Origin of the sequence: Streptomonospora arabica, from assembly GCF_039531585.1 — a bacterium.
GTDB lineage: Bacteria > Actinomycetota > Actinomycetes > Streptosporangiales > Streptosporangiaceae > Streptomonospora > Streptomonospora halophila.
Map to the genome: position 1 here is coordinate 1 of NZ_BAAAQI010000004.1, position 23,986 is coordinate 23,986.

Annotated in this window: 20 protein-coding genes; 6 read left to right on the plus strand and 14 right to left on the minus strand. The window is 74.0% G+C overall.

The features are described 5' to 3' along the window. Positions 1-225 precede the first annotated feature (225 nt). From ABD284_RS08520 to ABD284_RS08530, 3 genes are all read right to left on the minus strand, one after another. Positions 226-1,737: a sugar ABC transporter ATP-binding protein gene (locus ABD284_RS08520; protein WP_344142044.1), complete on the minus strand. Its 1,512-nt coding sequence runs from the start codon at positions 1,735-1,737 to the stop codon at positions 226-228. Then, a complete protein-coding gene (locus ABD284_RS08525; protein ID WP_344142045.1) occupies positions 1,734-2,693 on the minus strand; it encodes an ABC transporter substrate-binding protein in 960 nt (319 codons plus the stop codon). The genes ABD284_RS08520 and ABD284_RS08525 overlap by 4 nt, the downstream gene beginning before the upstream one ends. A 179-nt stretch (positions 2,694-2,872) precedes the next feature. Beyond that, positions 2,873-3,967, minus strand: a complete 1,095-nt coding sequence (locus ABD284_RS08530) for a class I mannose-6-phosphate isomerase (protein ID WP_344142046.1) — start codon at positions 3,965-3,967, stop codon at positions 2,873-2,875. Between the two features lie 299 nt (positions 3,968-4,266). On the opposite strand from ABD284_RS08530, the gene ABD284_RS08535 reads away from it, so the two are divergent. Continuing rightward, positions 4,267-5,295: a LacI family DNA-binding transcriptional regulator gene (locus ABD284_RS08535; RefSeq protein WP_344142047.1), complete on the plus strand. Its 1,029-nt coding sequence runs from the start codon at positions 4,267-4,269 to the stop codon at positions 5,293-5,295. Positions 5,296-5,362: 67 nt separating this feature from the next. Continuing rightward, positions 5,363-6,064 (plus strand): formylglycine-generating enzyme family protein, encoded by a 702-nt coding sequence (locus ABD284_RS08540; RefSeq protein ID WP_344142049.1) that lies wholly within the window; start codon positions 5,363-5,365, stop codon positions 6,062-6,064. Positions 6,065-6,107: 43 nt separating this feature from the next. Here the strand turns inward: ABD284_RS08540 and ABD284_RS08545 are convergent, their stop codons facing one another. Then, a complete protein-coding gene (locus tag ABD284_RS08545) occupies positions 6,108-6,965 on the minus strand; it encodes an SAM-dependent methyltransferase (RefSeq protein WP_344142050.1) in 858 nt (285 codons plus the stop codon). 167 nt (positions 6,966-7,132) lie between these two features. Beyond that, positions 7,133-7,891 (minus strand): SDR family oxidoreductase, encoded by a 759-nt coding sequence (locus ABD284_RS08550; protein ID WP_344142051.1) that lies wholly within the window; start codon positions 7,889-7,891, stop codon positions 7,133-7,135. 63 nt (positions 7,892-7,954) lie between these two features. Between ABD284_RS08550 and ABD284_RS08555 the strand changes: the two genes are divergently transcribed. Then, complete coding sequence (locus ABD284_RS08555) at positions 7,955-8,416, plus strand: MarR family winged helix-turn-helix transcriptional regulator (protein ID WP_344142052.1); 462 nt, start codon at positions 7,955-7,957, stop codon at positions 8,414-8,416. Positions 8,417-8,484: 68 nt separating this feature from the next. Here the strand turns inward: ABD284_RS08555 and ABD284_RS08560 are convergent, their stop codons facing one another. The 4 genes from ABD284_RS08560 to ABD284_RS08575 all read right to left on the minus strand — a co-directional run bounded on the left by ABD284_RS08560 (position 8,485) and on the right by ABD284_RS08575 (position 12,398). Beyond that, positions 8,485-9,738 carry an Nramp family divalent metal transporter gene (locus tag ABD284_RS08560; protein ID WP_344142053.1) on the minus strand — a complete coding sequence of 418 codons (1,254 nt, stop codon included), beginning with the start codon at positions 9,736-9,738 and terminating at the stop codon, positions 8,485-8,487. A gap of 177 nt (positions 9,739-9,915) precedes the next feature. Beyond that, positions 9,916-10,398, minus strand: a complete 483-nt coding sequence (locus ABD284_RS08565; RefSeq protein WP_344142054.1) for a carboxymuconolactone decarboxylase family protein — start codon at positions 10,396-10,398, stop codon at positions 9,916-9,918. 189 nt (positions 10,399-10,587) lie between these two features. Further along, on the minus strand, positions 10,588-11,511 hold the full coding sequence (locus ABD284_RS08570) for a serine hydrolase (RefSeq protein ID WP_344142055.1): 924 nt from the start codon (positions 11,509-11,511) through the stop codon (positions 10,588-10,590). Continuing rightward, positions 11,508-12,398: a LysR family transcriptional regulator gene (locus ABD284_RS08575; protein WP_344142057.1), complete on the minus strand. Its 891-nt coding sequence runs from the start codon at positions 12,396-12,398 to the stop codon at positions 11,508-11,510. The genes ABD284_RS08570 and ABD284_RS08575 overlap by 4 nt, the downstream gene beginning before the upstream one ends. 206 nt (positions 12,399-12,604) lie before the next feature. Between ABD284_RS08575 and bla the strand changes: the two genes are divergently transcribed. Both bla and ABD284_RS08585 read left to right on the plus strand, forming a co-directional pair. Then, on the plus strand, positions 12,605-13,546 hold the full coding sequence (gene bla / locus ABD284_RS08580) for a class A beta-lactamase (protein WP_344142058.1): 942 nt from the start codon (positions 12,605-12,607) through the stop codon (positions 13,544-13,546). Between the two features lie 320 nt (positions 13,547-13,866). After that, on the plus strand, positions 13,867-16,029 hold the full coding sequence (locus ABD284_RS08585; RefSeq protein WP_344142059.1) for a hypothetical protein: 2,163 nt from the start codon (positions 13,867-13,869) through the stop codon (positions 16,027-16,029). Here ABD284_RS08585 and ABD284_RS08590 read toward each other — a convergent pair. From ABD284_RS08590 to ABD284_RS08605, 4 genes are all read right to left on the minus strand, one after another. Next, positions 15,941-16,459, minus strand: coding sequence for a hypothetical protein (locus ABD284_RS08590; RefSeq protein ID WP_344142061.1), 519 nt, complete (start codon positions 16,457-16,459; stop codon positions 15,941-15,943). The two genes, ABD284_RS08585 and ABD284_RS08590, sit on opposite strands and share 89 nt — an antisense overlap. Continuing rightward, positions 16,459-17,751: a hypothetical protein gene (locus ABD284_RS08595; protein WP_344142062.1), complete on the minus strand. Its 1,293-nt coding sequence runs from the start codon at positions 17,749-17,751 to the stop codon at positions 16,459-16,461. The genes ABD284_RS08590 and ABD284_RS08595 overlap by 1 nt, the downstream gene beginning before the upstream one ends. Positions 17,752-18,234: 483 nt before the next feature. Continuing rightward, entirely contained in the window at positions 18,235-21,444 is a 3,210-nt protein-coding gene (locus tag ABD284_RS08600; protein ID WP_344142063.1) for an AfsR/SARP family transcriptional regulator, read from the minus strand. 452 nt (positions 21,445-21,896) lie between these two features. Continuing rightward, positions 21,897-22,151, minus strand: coding sequence for a response regulator (locus ABD284_RS08605; RefSeq protein WP_344142065.1), 255 nt, complete (start codon positions 22,149-22,151; stop codon positions 21,897-21,899). A 513-nt stretch (positions 22,152-22,664) separates the two neighbouring features. Between ABD284_RS08605 and ABD284_RS08610 the strand changes: the two genes are divergently transcribed. Next, a complete protein-coding gene (locus ABD284_RS08610; RefSeq protein WP_344142066.1) occupies positions 22,665-23,000 on the plus strand; it encodes a hypothetical protein in 336 nt (111 codons plus the stop codon). A gap of 86 nt (positions 23,001-23,086) precedes the next feature. Here the strand turns inward: ABD284_RS08610 and ABD284_RS08615 are convergent, their stop codons facing one another. Then, positions 23,087-23,965, minus strand: a complete 879-nt coding sequence (locus ABD284_RS08615; protein WP_344142067.1) for a class I SAM-dependent methyltransferase — start codon at positions 23,963-23,965, stop codon at positions 23,087-23,089. Positions 23,966-23,986 lie beyond the last annotated feature (21 nt).

A 23,986-nucleotide genomic window follows, 5' to 3' on the forward strand; every position in this document is an offset into this window, starting at 1 on the left:
GTGCGGGCGACCACATCGTGGGAGGTCCAGTCGGCCGGCTTGTCGACGATCACGACGCCGCTGTCGGTCATGGGGGTCGGGTTTCCTTGTCCGGACGAGTCGCCCCGCGTTCCGCGGGGGGGGGGGGGGGGGGGGGGGGAGGGGGGGGGGGGGGGGGGGGGGGGGGGGGGGGCCGCCGGGCCGGGCCGCCGGTCTCGCCGACCCGCGGCCCGGCCCGGCGGGTGCCTAACCGGTCCCGGCGGCGACGCCCGTGGCGTGCAGCATGACCGCCTCCTCGGTCGCCTCCGCGCGGGAGAGCTCGGCGGCGACGGTTCCGTTGCGCATGACCAGCACCCGGTCGCTGATGCCCAGCAGCTCCGGCAGGTCGGAGGAGATGACCAGGACCGCGACGCCTTCGGCCGCCAGCCGGTCGACGATGCGGTAGATCTCCTGCTTGGCGCCGACGTCGACGCCGCGTGTGGGCTCGTCCAGCAGCAGCACCCGCGGGGATACGGCCAGCCACCGGCCCAGCACGACCTTCTGCTGGTTGCCGCCCGACAGCTCGGCCACCCGCTGCAGCACCGACGAGCAGCGCACCCGCAGCGCGTCGATCTGCGACGCGACGCGCCGTGAGACGCGTCCGCGCCGCAGTACCCCCAGATCGCTGACCTGTCCCAGGCCCAGCCCGGTGGTGACGACGTTGTCGCGGATGGACATGTCCGGGAACAGCGCCTGCTCCTTGCGGCTCTCGGGTACGTAGGCGACGCCGTTCCTGGTCGCGTCGAGCGGACTGCGGTGGTGGACCGGGCGCCCGCCCACGCGCAGCCGCCCCCTGCGGGCGCGGGCCGCACCGAACAGCAGCTGGGCCAGCTCGGTGCGGCCCGCGCCGATGAGACCGCCGAGCCCCACGACCTCCCCGGCCCGCAGCGTCAGGTCGACCGGGCCGATGCCGGCGCCGTCGCCGATCCCCTCGGCCTCCAGTACCGGCTCGCCCGGCTCCTGCCGCCGACGCGCGTACAGGTCGGTGAGGGTGCGCCCGACCATGCGGGTGACGATGTCCTCGGGCTCCAGCTCGGTGCGCGGCGAGGTGCCCACCCAGTGGCCGTCGCGCAGGACGGTGACGGTGTCGGCCAGCCGGTAGACCTCCTCCATGCGGTGGCTGATGTAGAGCAGGCCCATCCCCCGCCCGCGCATCTCCTCCACCAGGGAGAACAGGCGCTGGGCCTCGGTCTCGGACAGGGCGGCGGTGGGCTCGTCGAGCACCAGCAGGCGGGCGTTCTGCGCGACCGCCCGCGCGATCTCGACGACCTGCTGCATGCCGACGCTGAGGGTGCCCAGGACGGTGTCGGGGTCGATGCCGCCGCCCACGCGCTCCAGCTTGGCGGCGGCCTCGCGCCGGATGCGCGCCCGGTCCAGCAGACCGAACCGGGTGCGGGGCTCGCGGCCCAGCGCGAGGTTCTGCGCGACGGTGAGGTTGGGTGCGAGGTTGAGCTCCTGGTGGATCACCGCGATCCCCAGGTCCACCGCGCGCTGCGGAGTGCTGATCGACACCGGGTTCTCGTCGATCTCGATCGTGCCCGAATCGGGGGTGTGCACCCCGGCCAGCATCTTGATCAACGTCGACTTGCCGGCGCCGTTCTCCCCCATCAGCGCGTGCACCTCGCCCGAGCGCAGTTCGAGATGGACGTCGGTGAGCGCCTGCACACCGGGGAACGCCTTGCTGACCCCGGTCATGCGCAGCAGCGGAGCCGCGGTCACTCCCAGCCCTCGTACTCGTCGAGGTTGTCGGCGGTGATCAGCTCGGTCTCGACGAGCTGCTCGGTGTTCTCCACCTGCTCGCCCTTGTACAGCTTCGTGGCCATCTCCAGGCCGGTGACGCCGAGCTGCTTGGGGTCCTGCGCGGCGGTCGCCTCGAACATGGACTCGGGGTCGGCCAGCTCCTTCTCGGCGGCGGGCGAACCGTCCACGCCGACGATCGCCAGGTCCTCGACACCGGTCTGCTCGGCGGCCAGGTTGGCGCCGAGCGCGGTGGGGTCGTTGATGGCGAAGATCCCGTCGACGTCGGAGTTGGCGGTGAGCATGTCGGTGGCGACGGTCAGCGCCTCCTCGCGGTTGTTGTCGCCGTGCTGGTGGCCCGCGACCTCGATGTCGGGGTAGTCCTCCATGACCTGCTCGCAGCCCTTGACGCGGTCCTGCACCGAGGAGATGGGGGTGCCGTCGATGATGAGGATGCGCCCCTCTCCGCCGATCGACTCGAACAGGTGCTCGCAGGCGAGGCGCCCGGCCTGGACGTTGTCGGAAGTGATGAAGGCTTCGGCGTTCTTGGCGGTGACGTCGACCGCGACGACCGTGATCCCGGCGTCGACCGCGCGCTGCACGGCCGGACCGATGCCCTCGGAGTCGACGGGATTGATCAGCAGCACGTCGATCTGCTGCTGGATGAAGGCGTCGATCTGCTCGTTCTGGGCGCCGAGGTCCTGGCGCCCGTCCTCGGTGACGACCTCGGCGCCCATCTCCTTGGCGGCGTCCTCGACACCGGACTGCATCGCGGTGAAGAAGGGGTTGCTCAGGTCCTGGACCATGAGGCCGATCGTCTCGATCTCGCCTCCCTCGTCCGAGTTGTCGACGGGACTCTGCGAGCTGCATCCGGAGAGCAGGAGGGTGCCGGCGGCCAGGGCGGCGAGGACGGTCTTAGTGTGCGGCAGGCGGTACATGGTGCTCCTTCGGGAATCTGCTGCGCCGGAGGTCGGGGTTCCGGCGCCGGGGAGGGGTCGGGGTTTCGAGGGGACGGCCTGCAATGGGTGGGGAACGGCGGTCTCGGACGGGGTCTGCCGGCCGGCGGACGGTCCGGTGCCGCGCCGGTGCGGGGGCGGGGCGGGCGCGGCGGGTGCGGTCAGTGCGGCGCGCCGGTATCGGCGCCGGTCGCGGCGGCCGGTTCGGCGGCGGGTTCGGAGGTGCGCTCGAGCGCGGGGTCGGGCGGCCGGCACAATACGGCGGTTGCCGCGCCGCTCATACGCAGCGGACCGGCGCCGTGCGGCAGCGCCAGCACGTCGCCGCGTGCCAGGCGGAGATCGGTGTCGGCGGTGCGCAGCGTGCCGGAGCCGTCCAGCACGACCAGCACGCCGAACCCGGCGGGGACGCTTGTATCGGCCCCTTCCGGCGGCCGCAGCAGGTCGGCGCGGAAGAAGGGCGCGGCCGCGGGCGCCAGCAGCGGCCGGGGCCCCTCGGCGGGCGCGGCCGCGAGTGCGGCGGGCACGCGCAGCGCCTCCACCTCGGCGGCGCTGAGCGGGGTGCGGCGTACCGCGTCCAGCGCGACGTCGAACCCCAGCCCGAGATGGCCCTCGCTGGGACCGTCGATGGCGTAGCCGCGCCAGTCGAGCAGGATGGAGAAGTCGGTGGGCTCCTGGACCTCCAGTACGAACGCGCCGGCGCCGAGGGCGTGCGGCACGCCCGCGGGCACCACGACGGTGTCGCCGGTCCGCAGCGGTACCTCGTGCATCCGCTCCAGCAGGCCGGCGGTGTCCTGGCGTTCGACCAGGCCGGCGAGCTCACCGCGCTCGACCGGAACGCGAAAGCCCAGGTGGACGGTTGTGGCGTCCTCCGCGTCGAGGACGGCCCAGGCCTCGGTCTTGCCGTGGGCGCACCCGAGGTGGCGTCCGGCGAAGGCGCGGTCGGGGTGCAGGTGGACGGGCAGGCGCTCGCCGGCGTGCAGTAGCTTGGCCAGCAGCTCCGGCTGCGCGCCGAACCGCTCCACGTGCACGGGGCCGAGCCAGGCCGCCGGGTCGGCGGCGATGGCGTCGCGCAGCAGCGAACCGTCCTCCAGGCGGCTCAGCCCGGCGGGTTCGGCGCCGGACCGGGCGGTCGTCGAGGCCAGCCACTCCTCGGGTGAGCGTTCACAACGCGGCGGGCCGCCGCGCAGGTCGGCTATGGCCGCACCTCCGCGATAGAAGTGCTCCATCGCCGCGACCGGCATCCGCAGGGGACGCATCCGCACCTCCTTCGACCTCCAGGACAGACAACGTTGTCCCCAGTACAGTGATCCGGCTCACTTGGACATGTCAAGAGGTATCCGGACATTCGACCTGCATAGCGGGGTGCAGCGGCGATGCCGGAGGGGGCCGGGCGCGTGGCCCGGAACGGCCGCAAGACAACGTTGCCTCGCCCCCGTGCATCCAGTACGTTGACGGCACCGGCGCCGCCCCGCGCCGAGTCGCCGAGCCCCGCCCCCAGGCCGAGGCAGGGCCGCGGTCGTCCTCCGCGCCGCCGACGAGTCCGAGGAGCCCAGCCATGACCGACCAGGCCGCTGGGCCGGACCCCGGCCGCCGGCCCACGATGGTCGACGTCGCGCAGGCCGCCGGGGTGAGCCTCAAAACCGTCTCGCGCGTGGCCAACGGGGTGCCCACGGTGCGCGCCGACCTCGCCGAGCGCGTCCGCGACGCGATGGCCGAGCTGGGGTTCCAGCGCAACAACGTGGCCGCGAACCTGCGCAGCGGCCGCACCACGGCCACGATCGGGCTGATCATCCTCGATCTGGCCAACCCGTTCTACTCCACGATCGCCGCGGCGGCCGCGGCTGTGGCCGAGCGGTTCGACACCCAGCTGATCACCGCCAGTTCCGGCTGGGACGCGGTCCGCGAGCGCGAACTCGTGCTCGACCTGTGCGAGCGCCGGGTGGACGGGCTGATCGTCGCTCCCACCGGCGACGACCAGTCCTACCTGGGCGCCGAGATCGCGCGGGGCATGCCGGCGGTGTTCATCGACAGCCCGCCGAGCGGGTGCCTGGCCGACACGGTGCTGATCGACAACCGCACCGGCACCCGCGACCTCATCCGCCGGCTGCTCGCCGAGGGGCACCGCGAGATCGGGGTGATCACCGACTCGCTCAACGACTTCACGATGCGCGAGCGCCTGGCCGGGGCCGCCGAGGCCCTGGAGGAGGCGGGGATCGAGACCGGCCGGCACTTCCGGAGGATCTACTCCGACCGCCCGCACGACGCCGGCGACGCGGTCGGCGCCATGCTGGACTCCTCCGAGCCGCCCACCGCGCTGTTCTGCGGCAACAACCGCATCCTGCTCGGCGCCGTCGAGGAACTCGCACGCAGGCGCGACCGGACGCGGCTGGCGGCGTTCGACGACTTCGAGTTCGCCAAACTGCTGCCCCGCCCGGTGACCGTCGTCGGCTATGACACGCGCACCCTGGGACGCCTGGCGGCGGAGCTGGTGTTCCAGCGGCTGCGCAGGCCGCGCTCGGCACCGGCGAACTACGTGGTCCCCACCTACCTGGTGGACCGCGGCATGGCGGCCGACCCGGCGTGATCGCCCCCGGCGGGCGTGCCCGCCCGGGCCCGGCGCCGCGCGGCGCGGCGCGCGTAATGTGGCGCCCATGACCGGACTCGAACCGGCGCCGCACCCGGCGGCCGGACCTGAGACGACCGCCCTACCCGCGGGGGAGATCGTGCTGCGGGACGAGGGCACGCGGCGGGAGTGGCGGGTGGCCCTCGACGCGTTCTCCATCGCGGCGTGTCCGGTCACGCTGGGCCTCTACCGCGCCGTGCTGGGCGAGGGCGCCGCGGACGGCGCGGGGCCGTGCGCACCGGTCACCGAGGTCTCCTGGATCGACGCGGTGCGCTTCTGCGACCGGCTCTCGCTCGCGGCGGGGCTGCGCCCCTGCTACTCCGGCGAGCCGGGCCCCGACGGCCTGGGCATCGCCTGCGACTGGACGGCCGACGGCTACCGGCTGCCCACGGAGGCGGAGTGGGAGTACGCCTGCCGGGCCGGCGGCGCCGCGGTCCGCTACGGCGAGCTGGACGACATCGCCTGGCACCGCGGCAACTCCGGCGGCGCCGCCCGCGAGGTCGCGACCCGGGCCCCCAACGCCTGGGGGCTGCACGACATGCTCGGCAACGTGTGGGAGTGGTGCTGGGACCGCTTCGACCCGCGGGTCTACGGCCCCTACCGCGTCTTCCGCGGCGGCGGCTGGAACGACCTGCCGCGCGGCTGCCGCGCCTCGTGCCGCCGCAAGAGCCACCCGACGCTGCGCACCGACGACCTGGGGTTCCGCCTGGCCCGGTCGCAGCCGGCGTAGCGGGAGGCCCCGGTCCGGAAGCGCGGAGCGCCCCCGGCCCCCGTCAGTCCCGCTCGGGCGGGCCGTCCCAGCGGGCGACACCGGCGAGCCCGGAGACCTGCTGGGAGGTGTAGTAGGGCTGGTTGTCGCGCGGGCGCCAGTCGGCCAGGTGCACCACGCCGGGCGGCACCGGGGTGACGTCCGCGAAGAAGGCCTTGATCTCCTCCTGCGTGCGCACGCGCAGGTTGGCGCTGGAGGAGCGGTACTCCTGGCTGGCGTAGTCGGCCCGGTCGGGGTGGCTGTCGGACTCGGCGTGGCTGATGACCAGGTAGGAGCCGGGCGCCAGGTGCTCCAGGTGGCGGCGCACCAGGTCGTAGGGGTGCTGGTCGTCGGTGACGAAGTGCAGCAGCGCCAGCATCAGCAGTCCGACCGGCCGCTCGGGGTCGATGCGCGCGGTGAGCTCGGGGTGGCGGTAGAGCCCCTCGGGTTCGCGCATGTCGTGCTGGACGACGCCGGTCAGCTCGGGGTCGTCGGCCAGCAGCGCCTCGGCGTGCACGCGCACGGCGGGGTCATAGTCCACGTAGACCACGCGCGCGTCGGGGTGGCGGCGGCGGGCGACCTCGTGGACGGGGTCCTGGGTGGGCAGACCCGAGCCGATGTCGATGAACTGGTCGATACCCTGCTCGCAGAGGAAGTCCACCGCCCGTCCCAGGAACAGCCGGTTGGCCACGGCGCTCTGCCTGGTCTCGGGCAGGCTCTGCATGATCCGGTCGCCCAGCTCCCGGTCGACCGCATAGTTGTTCTTGCCGCCCAGGTAGTAGTCGTAGAGCCGGGCGGGGCTGGGGACCGTGGTGTCGATGCCGGCGGGCGCGGCCGGATCGGGGGTGGAGGGCGCGTCGGTCATGGCGAAACCCGTTTCCATGCGTGCAGAAAAACGGCGATTCAGGAGGAATCGCCTCGACTCCAGCCACTCTAGAGCCACCCGGCCGATCCCGCGATCCCTTGCGCGCCGGGCCTTGCGGAAGCGGCGGCCGTGCCGCCGCCCGCCGCCGGTGCCGGTCCGACGGCGCGGCGCGCGCCCGCCGCTGCTCAGCGCGTGAGCTGCCGGCCGCCGGCGACGGAGAGCACCTCGCCGTTGACGTGCCCGTTGGCGCCGGAGCCGAGGAAGGCGACGGCGCCGGCGACGTCCTCGGGGGTGCAGATGCGGCCCGTGGGCGTCTCCTCCCCCTCCGCCTCGACCGCGGAGCGGCCCATCCGCGGGTGGTCGAGCGCCCGCTGGGTCAGCGTGAACCCGGGGCGCACGACGTTGGTGAGGACGCCGTGGCGGGCCTCGCGCACGGCGAAGACCCGCGCGGCCGCCTCAAGCGCGCCCTTGGCGGCCGGGTAGGCGGCCGCCGCGGGTATCGGCTGGGCGAGGACGTCGGAGGACACGAGCACCACGCGCCCCCACCCGGCGCTGCGCATCGCCGGCAGCGCCGCCTCCACCAGCGCCACCGGGCCGGCGGCGTTGGCGGTGAGCCCGGCGGTGAGCTCCTCCCAGCTGTACTCGAAGGAGGAGGGCCAGACGACGGCGTTGACCACCAGGACGTCGACGCCGCCCAGCCTCCGCTCCACCTCGGCCACGGCCCGGGCGCAGGACGCCGGGTCGGCCTGGTCCAGCTGCACGCCCACCGCCCGGGCGCCCGCCGCTTCGGCGGCGCCCACGGACTCCTGCGCACCCGCGCCGTCGCTGTGCCAGCCGACCGCGACCGCGGCGCCTTCTGCGGCGAACGCGGTGGCGACGGCGCGGCCGATGCCACCCGAACCGCCGGTCACCAGGACCGTTCTTCCGTCGAGTTGCAGGTCCATGCCACCCTCCCAATTAGATAGCCGACTACTTATTAGCCGACTATACATCAGTAGCATGGGCGGGTGGAAAGCGAAGAGGCCAGGCGGGTCAACCGCGCGCTGAACAAGATGGGCAAGCTCTACCGCGAGGTGAAGTCCCGCAAGCTCGCCGAGCTGGGTCTGCACCCCGGTCAGGACGTGCTGCTGTGGCTGCTGGCCCAGGAGGAGGGCGGTATGACCGTCTCGCAGCTCGCGGCGCGCCTGGGCATCGAGCCTCCGACGGCCACGCGCACCCTGGCGCGGCTGGAGAAGCGGGAGCTGTTCCGCCGCGAGCCGGTGCCGGCCGACCGGCGCCAGGTGCGCGTCGTGCTGACGCAGGAGGCGCGCCGCCTGGTCCCGCGGATCGAGGCCGTCTGGGACGAGCTGGCCGAGGAGGCCCTGGGCGGACTGACGCGCGAGCGGCGGGAGGCCGTCGTCGAGGCGCTGGAGGACGCCGGAGACCGCCTCCGCGAGCAGGTCGCGGAGGCGGTTCTGGCGGAGGAGTAGGCCGACCGGCAGCGGCGCCGCGGCCGGCCGGAGGGCCGCACCTCGCGCGGCCGGCCCTCGCGGCGCGCTCACGCGGCGGTGAGTCGGCTCCAGATCTCGTTTCCGCACAGGACGAGGAAGAGCCCGCCCGCCACCGCCAGGCCGACGTTGCTCACCACGCCGTTGCGCCACTCCTGCGGCGTGCGGCGGGTGTTCAGCAGCCACATCAGGGTGAAGGCCAGGAAGGGCATGAACGCCGAACCGAGGACGCCGTAGGCGATGACGAGCTGGATCGGCTTGTCGAACAGCAGCAGGAGCATGGACGGGAACGTCAGCCACAGCAGGAAGGCGCGGAACTCCCAGCTGGACTCCCGCTCCTCCACCGGCCGGTCGGCGCGCCCGCGGATGTTGCCCACGAAGTCGGCGAACATCAGGCTGACGCCGTGCCAGACGCCCAGCAGCGACGAATAGGCGGCCGCGAAGAAGCCGATGAGGAAGAGCACCGAGACGAACGTCCCGAAGCGCTCCTGCAGCACCTCGCCGAGCTGGATCAGTCCCTCGTCGCCTTCGGCGAGCGCGATCTGGGCGCTGTTCAGCAGCTCGGCGCCGACGATCAGCATCGCCACGACGAACACGCCGGTGGTGATGTAGGCGACCCTGTTGTCCAGCCGCATCATCCGGATCCAGCCGGCGTCGCGCCAGCCCTTGGCGTTGCACCAGAAGCCGTACGCGGCCATGGTGATCGTGCCCCCGACGCCGCCGATCAGGCCGAGGGAGTAGAAGAGCGAGTCGGGCGGGGTGGTCGGCACCAGGCCCGCCGCCATGGAGCCGATGTCCGGTACGAGGTAGACCGCCAGTCCGACCACGGTGACGAACAGGACCCCGATCAGCACGGTCATCACCCGCTCCAGCACGGGGTACCGGTTGAACCAGACGAACCCCAGCCCCGAGATCCCGGCCAGGACCGCGAACACCCACAGCGGCACCGAGGGGAACAGCGCCTGCAGGGGCAGCGCCGTCGCCGACATCGCGGTGGCGCCGTAGACGAAGCCCCACAGCACGATGTAGGGGCCGAAGAAGACGAACGTCCACAGGCCCATGCCGCGCCAGCCGTCGAAGATGGTCTGGCCCGAGGCGAGGTGCCAGCGCCCGGTGGCCTCGGCCAGCGCGATCTTCACGAGGCAGCCGACCACGACCGCCCACAGCAGGGTGTATCCGAACCGCTCACCCGCCACGAGGCTGGCGACCATGTCGCCCGATCCCACACCCGTGGCGGCCGCGACGATCCCCGGACCGATGAGCCGCCATCTGGGCTTGTGCTGCTCCTGCTGCTGTTGCGCCACAAGTGTCCCTTCGAGGTCGTCGCGCCGGGTGAGGGTGCCGCGGCGTAGTGCGATTCCACGACATTCCCCACATCGGAGGCAACCCGTGCAGCGGGACAGCTTCTCCGGATTCCGGGATCGACCGGACGCGCGGCGCGGTCGGCCGGGGAGCGGCCGGCCGCACCGCGCTGCCCGGAACTAGCCGAACTGGTCGAACTGGCCGGGCCGGTAGTCGCCCGCGGGGTTCTGGACCATGACGTTGAGGCGGTTGAAGGTGTTGATGACGGCGATCGCGGAGACCAGGGCGACGAGCTGGTCCTCGTCGTAGTGCTTGGCGGCGTTCTCCCAGGCCTCGTCGGTGACGCCGCCGGCCGCGTCCGCGATGCGGGTGCCCTGCTCCGCCAGTTCCAGGGCGGCGCGCTCGGCGTCGGTGAAGACCGCGGCCTCCCGCCAGGCGGCGACCAGGTTGAGGCGGGTCTGGGTCTCACCCGCGGCAGTGGCGTCCTTGGTGTGCATGTCGACGCAGAAGCCGCATCCGTTGATCTGGCTCGCGCGGATCTTCACCAGCTCCTGCGTCGCGGCCGGCAGGGACGAGTCCGCGAGCGCCTTGCCCGTGGCGACGAGGTGCTTGAGGATCCTGCCTGCGGTGGGGTTGCTCATGACGTCCAAACGGGGCTCCATGCCGGACTCCTTCTGCTGGGTTCGGTGTAGTCGGCGTACACAGGACTGACGGAGTGGCCCGGACGGATGTGACACGCGCGGATGCGACGAGCGCGGATGTGACGAGCGTCTCCCCCTACCCGGCGCGGACCCGCGCGGCGGGCGGCAGGCTCGGCGGGCGGCAGGCGCGGCTGCCGCGGCCGGGCCCGCTCAGCCTCCGCGCAGGTGGTCGCGCAGGCGGCGGGCGGTGCGCCCCATCAGCGCCTCGGCCGCGGGCTGGACGGTGGCGGGTACGCGCGAGGCGGTGAGCGCGGCGACGGCGAACGCCTGCCCGTCGGCGTGCTCGACCACGCCGAACTCGTGCCGCAGGTTCAGCAGGGTGCCGGTCTTGGACGACCACGCGGCCGCGTCGGAGGCGAAGTCGGGCGCCAGCCGCTGCCGCAGCACGTTGGCGCCCATCAGCTCGCGAACCCGCTCGGCCACCGCTGGCTGGACCGCAGAGGGCCGCCACAGCGCCTGCAGCAGCTCGACCAGCGCCCGCGCCGAACCGGAGTTGGCGCGGGTCGCGTCGAGCAGGGCCAGACCGTGCCCGCGCCCGGGCGTGCCCGCCTGGATGGCCAGGGTGTGGGCCAGGTGCGTCTCGCCGGGGTCGAGGCGCTCGGCCGGGGTCTCGTGCAGTTCGCTGAGCGTGTGGCGCACAGTGAGCCCCCGCAGGCCCGCCGACTCCAGCCACCGGGCCACCCCGGAGGGCGGGGTGAGTGCGAAGAGGGCGTCGGCGGCGGCGGTGTCGCTGATGCAGGTGCTCAGGTAGACGAGGTCCTCCAGCGCCGCCCACGCGGGATGGCGGAACCTGGTCAGCCCCATGGGCCCGGGCGTGGTGACGCGGCCCGGCTCCACCCGGACCGGCTCCGCGCCGTCCAGTTCGCCCCGGCGCACGCGCTCCAGGGTGGCCGCCGCCAGCGGCACCTTCACCAGCGAGGCGATCGGGTAGTCCAGGTCCGGGTCGATGCCGATCTCCTGCCCGGTGTCCAGGTCGCGCACCAGGAAGGAGCCGTGCAGACCGCCATCGTCGAGCTCGCGGCGGACGTCGCGGAGCAGGGCGGACTCGCCGCCGCCGAACGGGTCCGGGCTCACCGGAGCGCCTCCTCGCCGCGGTCGGCGCCGAGGCAGGCGGCCAGGCCCTCCGCGAGGTCGCGCTCGATGCGCTCGGCGTCCTCGCCCTCCCCGGCGGCGACGGCGTAGCCGCGCACCGGGTCGATCCCGCCCGCCGGGCGCCAGTGCAGGCCCAGTTCGGCGGCCTGGGCCGCCGAGCACAGCAGGAGATCGGCGGAGTCCAGCACGTGCGCCGCGGCGGTGGTGAAGGCCGAGGCCACCGCGATCTGGGCGGGCTGCAGGCCCACCGACTCGCCGAGCCGCCGGACCCGGTCGCGGATGTGGGGGACGTCGTCCTCGGGTTGGATCCACACGCGGCGCCGGACCTCGGAGTCGCCCCGGCCCACCCGCAGCGTCTCCAGATGCACGGCCGCGGAGTGGTGTTCGGCCACGCTCGCCAACCCCAGCCGGACCCGCCATGCGGCCTCGTCGGCGGGCACGGCGGCGAGGGACGCGCGCACCTGCCGGGTGCGCAGCAGGTCCTCGCGCGCCCGCGGCGGCGCAGGGTGCAGGTCCAGGCGGACGTCCTGGTGCAGCGCGGCGGCGCCCAGCAGCGCCAGCTCGCGCGTGCCGCACACGTCGGGCACGGCCAGCCGCAGCGGCGCGAGGCGGGCGCGTTCGGCGTCGTGCTCCATGGCCTCGGCCAGGGCGACCAGCCGCCGGGCCGAGGGCAGCATGTCGCGGCCGAAGGGGGTGAGGGTGGCGCGGCGGGTCGAGCGGTCGAACAGCCGCCCGCCCAGATGCCGCTCCAACGCGCCGATGCGGCGGCTGGCGACCGGCTGCGGGATGCGGGCGGCCGCCGCGCCGAGAGTGAAGCTGCCGCGTTCGCTCACGTAGACGAAGGCGACGCAGGCGCCGACGAGATCCATGGCCTGATCCTATGCCGGAATCGCATGGGAACCGCTGTTTCCGTCTTAGACAGCATCAGCGGGCACGGCCAGACTCTGCTGCGTGGCCGCCGAACGGGGGCCTCCCGCCCGCGCGCAGGGCGGTCGGGGGACTCCCGTGCCTGGTCACGGCTCCGAATCCGCATGCGCGCGGCCGGCAGAGTTCGCACCAGAGGAAGGCTTCACCCATGAACCTCCGATTCCGCCGCAGTGCGGGGCTGACCGCGGCCGCCGCGCTCGTCCTCGCTCCGCTCGCCGGATGCGCCGCCGACGAGGGCGCCGCACCCACCGCCTCCCCCGTCGCGGCCTCGACCCCCGCGTCTGGGTCCGCGCCCTCGGTGCCGCGCGGCGAGTACGTACCCGACCTGAAGCGGCTGGAGAAGGAGCACGACGCGGACGTCGGGGTCTACGCCCTCGACACCGGATCCGGCGCGGCCGTCGCTTACAACGCCGGCGAGCGGTTCGCCTACGCCTCCACGCACAAGGCCTTCTCCGCGGGGGCCGTGCTGGAGCAGACCCCGATGGACGAACTGGACAGGCGCATCACCTACACCGAGGACGACCTGCTCGAGTGGGCCCCCATCACCTCGAAGCACGTCGACGAGGGCATGGAGCTGCGCGAGGTGATCGACGCGGCCGTGCGCTACAGCGACAACACGGCGGCCAACCTGCTCTTCGAGGAGCTCGGCGGGCCGGAGGGCCTGCAGGAGGCGCTGCACGGGATCGGTGACGAGACCACCCACGTCGACCGGATCGAGCCCGGACTCAACGACTACGAGCCCGGCGACATCCGCGACACCAGCACGCCGAAGGCCATGACGACCAGCCTGCGCGCCTACGCCCTCGGCGACGTGCTGCCCGAGGAGAAGCGGGAGATCCTCGTGGACATGCTGCGCCGCAACACCACCGGCGACGCCCTGATCCGCGCGGGGGTGCCCGAGGGCTGGACGGTCGGCGACAAGACCGGGAGCGGCGGATACGGCACCCGCAACGACATCGCCGTGGTCTGGCCGCCGGATGACGACCCCATCGTCATGGCGGTCATGACCAAGCACGACGAGCCCGACGCCGAGACCGACGACGCCCTGGTGGCCGAGTCGGCGGAGGTCGCGGTCGACGCACTGGCCTGATCCCGGGCAACCCCGCACCGCCGGGAGCCGCCCCGCCGCCGCGGGCCACGAAGGCCGCGGCGGCGGGGCACGGGCGGTTCCCCGGCGCCCTCCCGGCGGTTCATGTCCCCGGTCCCGCACGGGCACCGGCCGGCGCCGGTCGGTGCCACTCGCGCCCCTGCGGGCGCGCGCGCCACGGCGGAGTCGCGATCGACGGCGGAACTGACGACCGCGGGCCGCGATTCCACCGAGCGCGAACGGCGAGGGAAACCCCCGGTCGGTGATCGTTTGAAAACCGGGTGTTACGATCGATTCTCCGCCGGATCGAGGAAAGAACGCCGATGCGCGCATCCCCCCACGGATTCGACGGCCGCAACGCCTCCGGCCGACCGCGCACACAGTCCGACCAGCACAACGACACCGCCGTATCCGGCGGACACGTGGGCGCCGTCGTGCAGGCGGGAGCGGTCCACGGCGATCTCCACGTCCATTCCCCCTCCGCTCCGGGGATTCCGCGCCAGATTCCGCCGGCTCCCCGCAATTTCACCGACCGCGAAACCGAGTCGGAACGCATCGGCGCCGCCGCCACCGCCGCGCCCGACGACGGATCGCCGCGCGTGGTCGTCCTCACGGGCCCGGGAGGAGTGGGCAAAACGGCGCTGGCGGCCAGTTTCCTGCACGCCGTCACCGACTCCTTTCCCGACGGCCTGCTGTATTCGGATCTGCGCGGCTTCGCCGAGGACGGTCCCGTCGATCCGGCGGGCGTGCTGGACGGCTTCCTGCGCACCATGAGCGCCGACCCCGCCCGGATCGCGCTGGACCCGGCGGGGCGCGCCGCCCAGTTCCGCTCCGGCACGGCGGGGCGCCGTATGGCGTTGCTGCTGGACAATGCCGCCTCGGCCGCACAGGTGCGGCTTCTCCTTCCGGGCGCGGGCGCCCACCTCGTGCTGGTCACCACGCGGCTGCGGCTCGCCGGGCTGGCCGCCGACGGCGCCGTGTTCGTGGAGGTCGACCCGCTCGGCCGGACCGCGGCCGCGCGCCTGGTCGAGCGGGTGCTGGGTGCCGAGCGCGCCCGCGGCGAGGCCGAGGCGGTGGAGCGCCTGGTCGCGCTGTGCGGCCGCCTGCCGCTGGCTTTGTGCGCCGCCGCGAGCCCGCTCTCGCTGCGCCCGCGGCAGAGCGTCCGCGGCCTCGCCGACCGGCTCGCCGACGAGCGCGGCCGCCTCGCCCGGCTCAGCAGAGAGGAGGACCTGTCGGTGCGCACCTCACTGGACGCCTCCTACGCCGCGCTGAGCGGGGCCGGGAGGCGGCTGTACCGCGGGCTCGGCCACGTGGCGGGGCCCGACACCTGCCTCCCGGCGATGGCCGCGCTGTCGGACGCCGGGGCCGAGGAGGCGGAGGCGGCGGCCGACGAACTGGTGGCGGCCAACCTGCTGGAGGAGCATGCGCCCGGCCGCTTCCGCCAGCACGACCTGAACCGCCTGCACGCGCGCCGGCTGCTGGAGGACGAGGAGAGCGCCGCCGAGCGCGAGCGGGCCCGGCGGCGGCTGACCGACCACTACCTCGACTCGGCCGTGAACGCGGACCTCGCCCTCAACCCCGGCCGCTGGCATCTCGCCCCCCGCTACGCCGAGGAGCGCGGCGGTCAGCGCTTCGACGGCCGCGACGCGGCGCTGGCCTGGCTTGAAGCCGAGCTGGCCAACCTGCGCGCGTGGGTCGCGGTCTGCCGCGACGAAGGCCGCGGCGAAGCGAGCTGGCAGCTGTGCGAGGCGCTGCGGAGCCTGTTCGTGCAGCGCAAGCACTTCGACGCCTGGTCGGAGACCTTCACGGCGGGTCTGGCGGCGGCGCGCGCCCTGGACGACCCGGCGGCGCAGGCGTTCATGCTCGACGGACTGGGCGTGCTGCGGCTGCACCGGGGCGAGCCCGCGGCCGCTCGCGAGCCCCTGCGCGCGTCGTTGGAGCTGTGGACCCGCGCCGGCCACGACCTGGGCCGGGCCTCGGCCCTGGAGGACTCCGGCGTCGCCGAGCTGGCTCTGGGCGCCCCGGCGGCGGCCGCGGAGCACTTCGCGTGGGCGATGCGGATCCACCGGCGGCTGGGGCGCCGCCGGGGGATCGCGCTGATGCGGCGCCGCCTGGGCGAGGCGGCCCGCGACCGGGGCGACCACCCTGCGGCCGAGGGGCACTTCCGGGCGGCGCTGGAGTACTTCACCGAGGCGGACGAGCCCTACATGCGGCTGCGCACGCTGGTCGGGCTGGCGGCCTGCCGGCTCGCAACCGGCGCCGACGCCGGCGCGGCACTCGGCGACGCGCTGCGGATCGCCGCGGCCCTGGGGGCCGACGCCGAGGCCGCCGGGGCCCACGTGCTGATGGCCGACGCCGCTGCCGCCGAGGACCGTACCGCCGACGAGCGCGAGCACCTCACCTCCGCAGCGTCCATTTACAGCAGGCTTCGGCCTCCCCGAGCCGAAGAGATACAGCGACGGATCGACGCCCTGCCCCCGCCGTGAACCGGCTGAGCACGCGCCCCGGCCAGGCGCGGCCCAGTTCGGCCGGGTCGAGCCCGGCCGCGAGCCACGTGTGGGCGAGCGAGCCGAGGAGCCGGGCGTCCCAGCCCGAGCGCGCGGGCAGGGCGCCCGCGCCGCGAAGCAGGACACACGGGCGCGGCGCGCACACGACCACCACGCGGCAGGCCGGGGCAAAGCGGGCCACGGCGCCCGCGGTCGCCCGCCAGAGCGCCTCGGACCGCCCTCGGTCGCGGTCCGGCCGCTGCGGAGCACTCTGCAGCCTCCGGACCGACACGACGTCGGCACACAGCAGCCACGGGCGCTCGGCATCGTCGGCCGCCCACACCTGGTCGTCGGCGACCAGGCGCGGCGGGGCGCCGCCGGTCGTGTGCAGCGCCGCCTCGGTGCGCACGCGGGCGCGGAGGGGGGCCATCACGCGGCCCGCTCCCCCGGCGCTCCGCCGCCCTGCGCGTCGAGGGCCGCGGGACCGTAGACGAGCACCTGAGGTGCGGGCAGCCGGTGCACAGCAGGCGGGTGGGGCGGCTCGGCGCAGTCCATCAGGCTGTAGGAGCACGAGCGCAGCAGCTCGGCGGAGCGGCCCGGCGCGGAGGTCAGGAGCCCGGCGATCTCCGCGCCGTGTCCGGGGTCGTGATCGCGGATCGCCCGGTCGACCTGCCGGCGCGCCCCTTCGTCCGGGCGGAACGGGCGGGCGCGCCGGTAGACCTCGGCGACCTGCGAGCCGGGCACGATGTCGGCGGGCTCACCCGCCGCCAGCAGCGTCGGCGCGCCGAGGGCGGCGCCGTAGGCCGTCACCGCTCCGTGGTCCCCAATCACGACGTCTGCGGCCACCAGCGCCGCCTGCCACGCGGCGCCGGGCGCCAGCAGCCGGAGCCCGGACCGCCGGGCCTCGGCCAGCCAGGCGGCGACCTGGCGGCGGCCGTGCGTCCACCAGATCGCGGGGTGCAGCACCGCGGCGGCCACGCAGTCGCCGCCCAGCTCGGCGGGCAGGCGGGTGAGCAGTTCGGGGCACCGGCCCGCGAGCCCCGAGCGTCCCCAGGTACTGGAGAGCACGATCAGCCGCTGGTGCCCGCCTACGCCGAGAGCGCGGCGGTAGGCGCGGCGCAGCGGAAGGCTCGCCGACATCCGGTCCCACGTGGGATCGCCGACCACCCGGCAGACGCGCGCGGCGTCGGGGGACTCCCGGGCGACGATGGCGCGCTGCCGCTCGTGCGCGATTCCGATGACCGCGGGTCCCACCCGGCCGTAGCGCACGAGCGCGCCGGCCACCGCGCCCCCGATGGGGCGGCGGGCAGGCGGACCGTAACCGGGCTTGCGCGGGACCAGCTTGGAGAGGCCGACGCCGTGCGCCACGACGAGGGCCGGGGCGCGCACGTCGGTGAAGTCGTCCAGATGGGCCGCGATCGCCAGGTCGTATCGGTGCGTCCGGGCCCGCTCCCAGGGGAGCACCGCTGCGTCCAAGCGGCGGGCGTACTCCGCTCCGGAAGCCGAGAACGGCGAACCGCCGGTGGCGGAGTAGACGACCTGTACCCGCGGGTCGCCCTCCACCACGGCCGGGGCGATGTCGGCCAGGCGGTCGCCCGCCTGCCACGAATGCACCATCGCCAGTGCGCGCCGCTCCACCGGCCAGGTCAGCGGCGCGAGCGGGCCCGTGTCGCCCCACCGGCCCGATGCCTCGGGTCTTTCCGTCCGTCCTCCGTCGACCATTGTCCCTCCCATTAGCCGCAGTCGACCTGCGAGGACAATGGTGCGCGCCACAACCTGCGACGCGCCTTGGCGAATCCCTGCACGACCTTGCGGTCCGCCTGAGGAATCACTTGCACCGCCGGTCACCGCGGTGCGGCGGAACGGAGCGGCGCGCGGACGACCGAGCCGATGGCCGCCTACGGCCCGAGGAGCGGTCGAATCACATTCATCCACACCCATCCGGCGGTTCGGAAGGCGGCGCCGATTACCCGAATGGCGTTCACCCGCCCCGGGGCGCCGGCAAGAAAGGAGAGCAGGCCCAGAAGAAGCCAGACAAGATCACCGACACTGGACAAACTCGTCCCCTCGACATTCGCTAAGAAATACGGATGCTCGCCTAATCAGCGACGAGACAGGAGACTACACCAGATATAGAACAGGGGGGATCTGCGGCGCAGTCGTGATCATGATAACACGACCGGACATACCCGGGCGATTGACTATTCATCCGATGAAAACATGCCCCGAATGACCGGAATCTCCGAATGACTCGATTTTGATGCGGAGTGCCGACGACTGCGGTGCCTGCATTGCCTCCGCCAGATTCCACGCGCGCCGCCAGTGCGCGGTGGCCTCGGAGCCGCGCCCCGCTCTCGCGTACACGTCGCCCAGGCGGTCGAGAGCCAGCATCTCGTCGTGGACGGAGACCCCGTTTCCCGCGAGGCCGCACGCGTTGCGGTAGTAGAGCCGGGCCTCGGACGTGCGCTGCACCGAAGTCAGCAGGTCGCCGTAGCAGCGCATGAGCTGGGACTCCGTGACGGGGTCGACCAGCGTCCCGGCCAGCTCGAACGCGCGCTCGGTCACCGCCCAGGCCTCGGAGCGGCGCCCGAGCTCCACCAGAGCCTCACTCATCCCCGCCAGGGCCCTGATCGCGGGCCCTTCCTCACCTACACGCACCAGCACCTCGTGCGCGCGCCCGAACAGGTCCACCGCCTCGTCGTACATCCCTTCGTAGACCAGCAGCGCAGCCGTGTTCTGCATGGTCTGTCCGAGCTTGCGCTGGTCGCCGAGTTCCTCGAAGACGGCGAGCACCCGCTCGCAGATGCGCACGGCGTCCCGGTGCCTGCCCCGCAGGTACAGCGAGCCCGCCATGTTCCCCAGGCTCCTAGCTTCCAGTTGGCGGTCTCCCGCGGCCCGCGCGATCGCCGAAGCCTCGGTGAACGCGGACTCGGCGGAGGCGAGGTCGCCGAGGTTGCCCCGGCAGACCCCGACATGGTCCAGCGTTTCGGCACACCCACGGGCGTCGCGGGCGCGGCGGAACAGCTCCAGGGCCGCCGTGTGTTCGCGCAATGCGGCGCTGTTGCGCGCGGCCTCGAAGTGCACGAGCCCGAGCTGATCTCGGGCCAGAGCCTCTCCCCCTACGTCGCCCTCGCGCCGCCACTGCTCCAGGGCGGCCTCGGCGTTGGCCTTCGCGTCGTCCAGGCGGCGCAGGCGGCGCTGCACCCGGCTCAGCTCGAAGGCCGCCAGCGCCGCGTTCTCCTCGTCGGCCCCGGCGCGGCACAGCTCCAGGCAGGCGGCGAGATGGCGCTCGGAGCGCTCCCACGGTCCATCCGAGTCGGCCAGCCCGGCCACGGCCAAGGGCAGGCGAACGGCGTAGCGGCGGACATCGGGCGCGTCGGCGAACTCGCCCTCGCGCGCACCGGTGATCGCGGCGTCGATCGCCGAGTACTCCTCGTCGAACCAGCGGCGGGCGTCCGCGGCCCCGGCGAACGGAGGCAGCAGGGCGGGTCCGCCGGGCCGCTCCGCCGGGCGGCGGCGCTCGGGGTGCACGGCCCGGTCGGCCGCATCGGCCGCCGACCAGTAGTGGTCCATCGTCCGCAGCAGTGCGGCGCGCCGCTCCTCCTCGGGCAGCAGCTCGGCGGCGCGCTTCCGGGCGAACTCGTGGAGCAGGGCGTGCATGCGGTACCGGCCGGGCGCGGTCTCCTCCACGAGGTTGGTCTCCAGCAGCTCCTCCGCCGCCGCTTCGGCGGCCGCGGCGCCGGGGCTCGCGTCGCCGAGCGCGGCCGCGAGCGCCGGCAGGGACGGCTCCGCGACGGGGTGGGCGCCGATCCGCAGGAAGGCCGCGCGGGCACCGGCTCCCAGTGCCTGGAACGACATCTCGAAGACGGCGGCGACGTCGTGGCCGAGGTCCCGCATCTCCGCGAGCCCCTTGCGGGCGAGCCGGTCGGCGACGTGGGCCGGCGTCCACGCCGGGTGGAGGCGCAGCCGGGCGCCGACCACACGCAGGGCGAGCGGCAGCCTCCCGCAGGACGCCGCGATCCTCCGCACGTCGGGGTCGTCCTCACCGCCGCCGAGGGCGGCGAACGCGGCGAGCATCCCGGCCGCCTCGGGACCGCTCGGCTCGGACAGGCGGACGTGGTGCACCCCGTCCAGCTCCGTCAGCCGCCACCGGCTCGTCACGAGTACCACGCAGCCCGGCGTGCCAGGGATCAGCGGGGCGATCCGGCCGCGGGCGGCGTCGTCGAGCACGAGCAGGGTCCGGTGCCCGGCGAGGCGGCTCGACCACAGGGCTGCGCGCGCCTGCGGTTCGGCCGGGATGCGATCGGCCTCCACCTCCAGCTCGCGCAGCAGGGTGTGCAGCGCTTGCGCAGGCTCCAGCGGCTCCTGTCCCTGACTGTGCCCGTGCAGGTCGAGCTGGAGGCGGATGTCGAAGTCGTCGCGCAGCAGGTGCGCGGCGCGGACCGCGAGCGCGGTCTTGCCGACGCCGGCCATGCCGCTGATGACCGCCACCGTCGTCGCGTCGGACGCGCCGCGGCAGAAGGAGAGGATCTCCGCCAGCTCGGGGCCGCGCGCGGTGAAGTCCCCGATGTCGCGGGCGAGGCTGTCGTACACGCGGGGCGGCGGGGCGGCCCGTTCGGCGCCTGCGCCCGGTGCGCCGGGCGCGGGGACGCGCGAGGCCGGCTCGTCGGCGACACGCGTCTGCCCGGCCAGGACCCGCTGGAAGGCCTCCTGCGTGGCTGCGCCCGGGTTGTTGCCCTCCTCGGCGAGCACGCCGCGCAGCCGGTTGTAGGAGTCGACGGCTTCGGCGTGGCGGCCGGTGGCGGCCAGGGCCTCCATGAGCCGCACGGTGAGCTGCTCGTTGTCGGGGTGCCCAGCGGCCGCCTCGGAGACGACGGCGACCACGTCGTCGTGGTGGCCGATGCGCATGCTCGCCTCGGCCCACCGGTTGACCAGGATCAGCCGCGTCTGGTTCATCTCCGCGCGTGTGGCGTGCGTCCACTCGCCCGGCAGTTCCGAGAGCGGATCGCCCTCCCACAGGTCCAGCGCCTCGGTCAGCAGCACGCTCGCGGCGCGGTGCTCCCCCGCCTCCGCGAGGTCCTGTGCCCGCTTGCGCAGCGCTTTCACGCGCAGCCAGTCGACCGCCTCGGGCGCGATCTCCAGGCTGTAGCCGTCGGAGCGCTTGCGCAGTCCTGCGCCCGCGCCGGCCGCCCGCATCCGCGACCGGATGCGGGCGATACAGGCGTAGAGGCTGGAACGCACCGACGCCGAAGGCGAAGGGCCCCAGACCCGTTCGATCAGCGTGCCGGTCGGCACGGCGCTGCCGGCCGACAGGGCGAGCACCGCGAGTATCGAGCGCTCCTTCAGAGTTCCGGCGTCGGCGACCCGACCGTCGACCAGGACGCGCACCGCCGGCCCGAGCAGGCGGATCTCCACGGGCCACCACTCCTCCCGCGAACCATGGTCACACCGGAATTCCGGTCAAGCCACACACAAACGTATGATCCTTTTTGGAGGCATTGAACAATCGCCCTGAGCTGGCCTTTTCCCGACACCATGCGCCAACCGGGACGCACGCGTAAACAACGGGGCACACCACCACCAGAACGACTCGCGCATCGGGAAAACGGAAAAGAAAATGCATGGCCTGCTTCACGTACCGATGCACATGAATGGATCACCGCCCGGCGCCCGCGGGCCGCGCCACGCCCGGGGCGGCTTCGGGGTGACACAGCGTGTCCCCGCCGCACCGTCCCGGGCGATGGGCGGGGGCTGGACGAGCCGAGGCGGCCGACCGCGGCCGGTCCTCCTCGGCTCCGGCGGGCTACCGGTCGGCGGCAGCCACCAGGCCGACCGGCCGAACAGGGCCGTCACCGACGGCACCGGGGTCAGGCGGGCGAGGAAGGCGCCGCCGCCGGCTCGAAGGGGATGGGCTCGACCATCGCGTTGTCGCCGAACACGAACGACGCGGACACGATGACCATGATCGCCGCCGCGGTACGACCCGGACGGCATGACCTCCGGGACCCCGCCGATGCGGTGGCGGCCGCGGCCGTGTCGAAGCCGTGGGACTCCAGGACGGTGCTCACCGTGTCGACGATGTCGGGCTCATCGTCGGCGACGAGGACTCCGGGTCCGGCCATGGGTGGTCCGGTGAAGCCGAGGCGGATGAGAGCACGGTGAGAAGCGCGTGCCCCGACGCGGTCGCCGGGGGCACCGCAGCGCCGCACGGACCCCGTCGTTCCTGTTCAGACGCCCGGCGCGGCTTCGGGGTGCCTTGCGGGGCGTGGGTGGCGCACCCGCCGAACGGCGCGGCCGGGCCGACCCGCGCGTCAGCGGTACTGCCTTCGGCGGGGGCACGGGGCGCGGCCGCGGACACGGCGAACCGCTCCGGCCCCTCGACTCCTCCGGCTCCGAGCCGTTCGACCCCTCTTTTTCCGGGAATGCACGCCCGCCATCCCGCACATTCACCGGGCAACGATTTCGAGGTACTCGTTTTCGGCCACCCGGAAGGGAATTCCGAAAAAGGATAGTCGCGATCGCGCTCACAGATCCGGTTGACCTGGGGATCGAGCAGGGTCAGAATCAGATCGCAACGCCGGACGCGAAGCAGCGCACGTGTCCGAATATGCACGCACGAGTCCATCGGAGACCGAATGCGCCTGTTTTCCGCAACCCTTCCCGTGATATCCGCCGCGGCTCTTTCCGGCGCGCTGGTGCTGGCCATGGCCGGTACGGCACAGGCCGCCACGGGAAGGGTCGTCGTCTACAAGTCCGAGCTCCAGGCCCTGGAAACCTACGACAATCCGCCGGACGGGGCGTGCTACGCCCTTCCCGGGACCGCGCACGTCCTGCTCAACCAGACCGACTCCGAGGTCACGATCCACGCGACTCCGAACTGCATGCTGCCCGGGGTCGCTGTCCAGCCGAACCACGGCTGGCACGCGCCCCCGAGCGGACTAACCGGCCCCTTCAGCTTCTCCGTGGGCTGACCGACGCGCCTTTCCCGAGAAACCCGTTCCCCGCCCCTGCTCCCGGGGCGGGGAACGGGTCATTGCGGCGGCATCTTGGCCGGCCGCTAGCGGCGGCGGGCCTGGACGGTGTAGAACGCGGGCGAGCACGCGAGGAAGTCCGGGTGGGCCAGCAGGCGGCGCACCCGCTCCAGCTCCTCCTCGGTCATGCCGGCCTCCAGCAGCGCTCCGCGCAGGTGGCGGGTGTGGTGCGCCTGCAGGCGCGCGCCCGGCGACCCGGCGCACCACACCGACACGTGCGGCCGCGGGTCGACGTCGGCGAACCCCGCCCGGCGCAGCGCCGCAGCGGCGTGCGCGCCCCACGCGGGATCGGCCCCCGACGCCGTGAGCGCGCGGAGCTTGGCCCGCTGGAAGCGCGCGTACAGCCGTGCCCCCGCCGCGTCGGGCATCGCCAACCCCGGCGCGTGGCTGGCGTCGAGCTCGTCCAGCTGCAGCCACCCGCCCGGGCGCAGCGTGCGCAGCAGCCGGGCCAGGACGGCGTCGCGCTCGGGCAGGTGCATCAGCACCAGCCGCGCGTGGACCAGGTCGAAGGCGCTCTCGGGCAAGCGCTCGCGCACGACGTCGTGGCGCACCACCCGCATGCCCGGCTCGCGCGGGATGCGCTCGGGCTTGATGTCGGTGACCACCACCGCGCCCTGCGGCGCCACGCGCCGGGCCAGCCACCGGCCCACGCTGCCGCCTCCGCCGCCGACCTCCAGGCAACGCCAGCCGGGGCCCGCACCCGTCCGGGCGAGGGCCTGCGTGGTGGCGGCATCGTAGGCCGCCGCCAGGCAGTCGTGCTGCTCGACGGCGTGGTCGCTGTCGTTGTCGAACAGGTACCCCGTGGGCCCCGGCCGCCCCGCCGCCTCCGGCTCCGCCGCCGCGGGGGCCCTCTCGTTCGCGTCGACCGCGTCGACCGCGTCGACCGCGTCTGTGGCGTCCGCCATGTCCTCCCCCTGTCCTCCGCC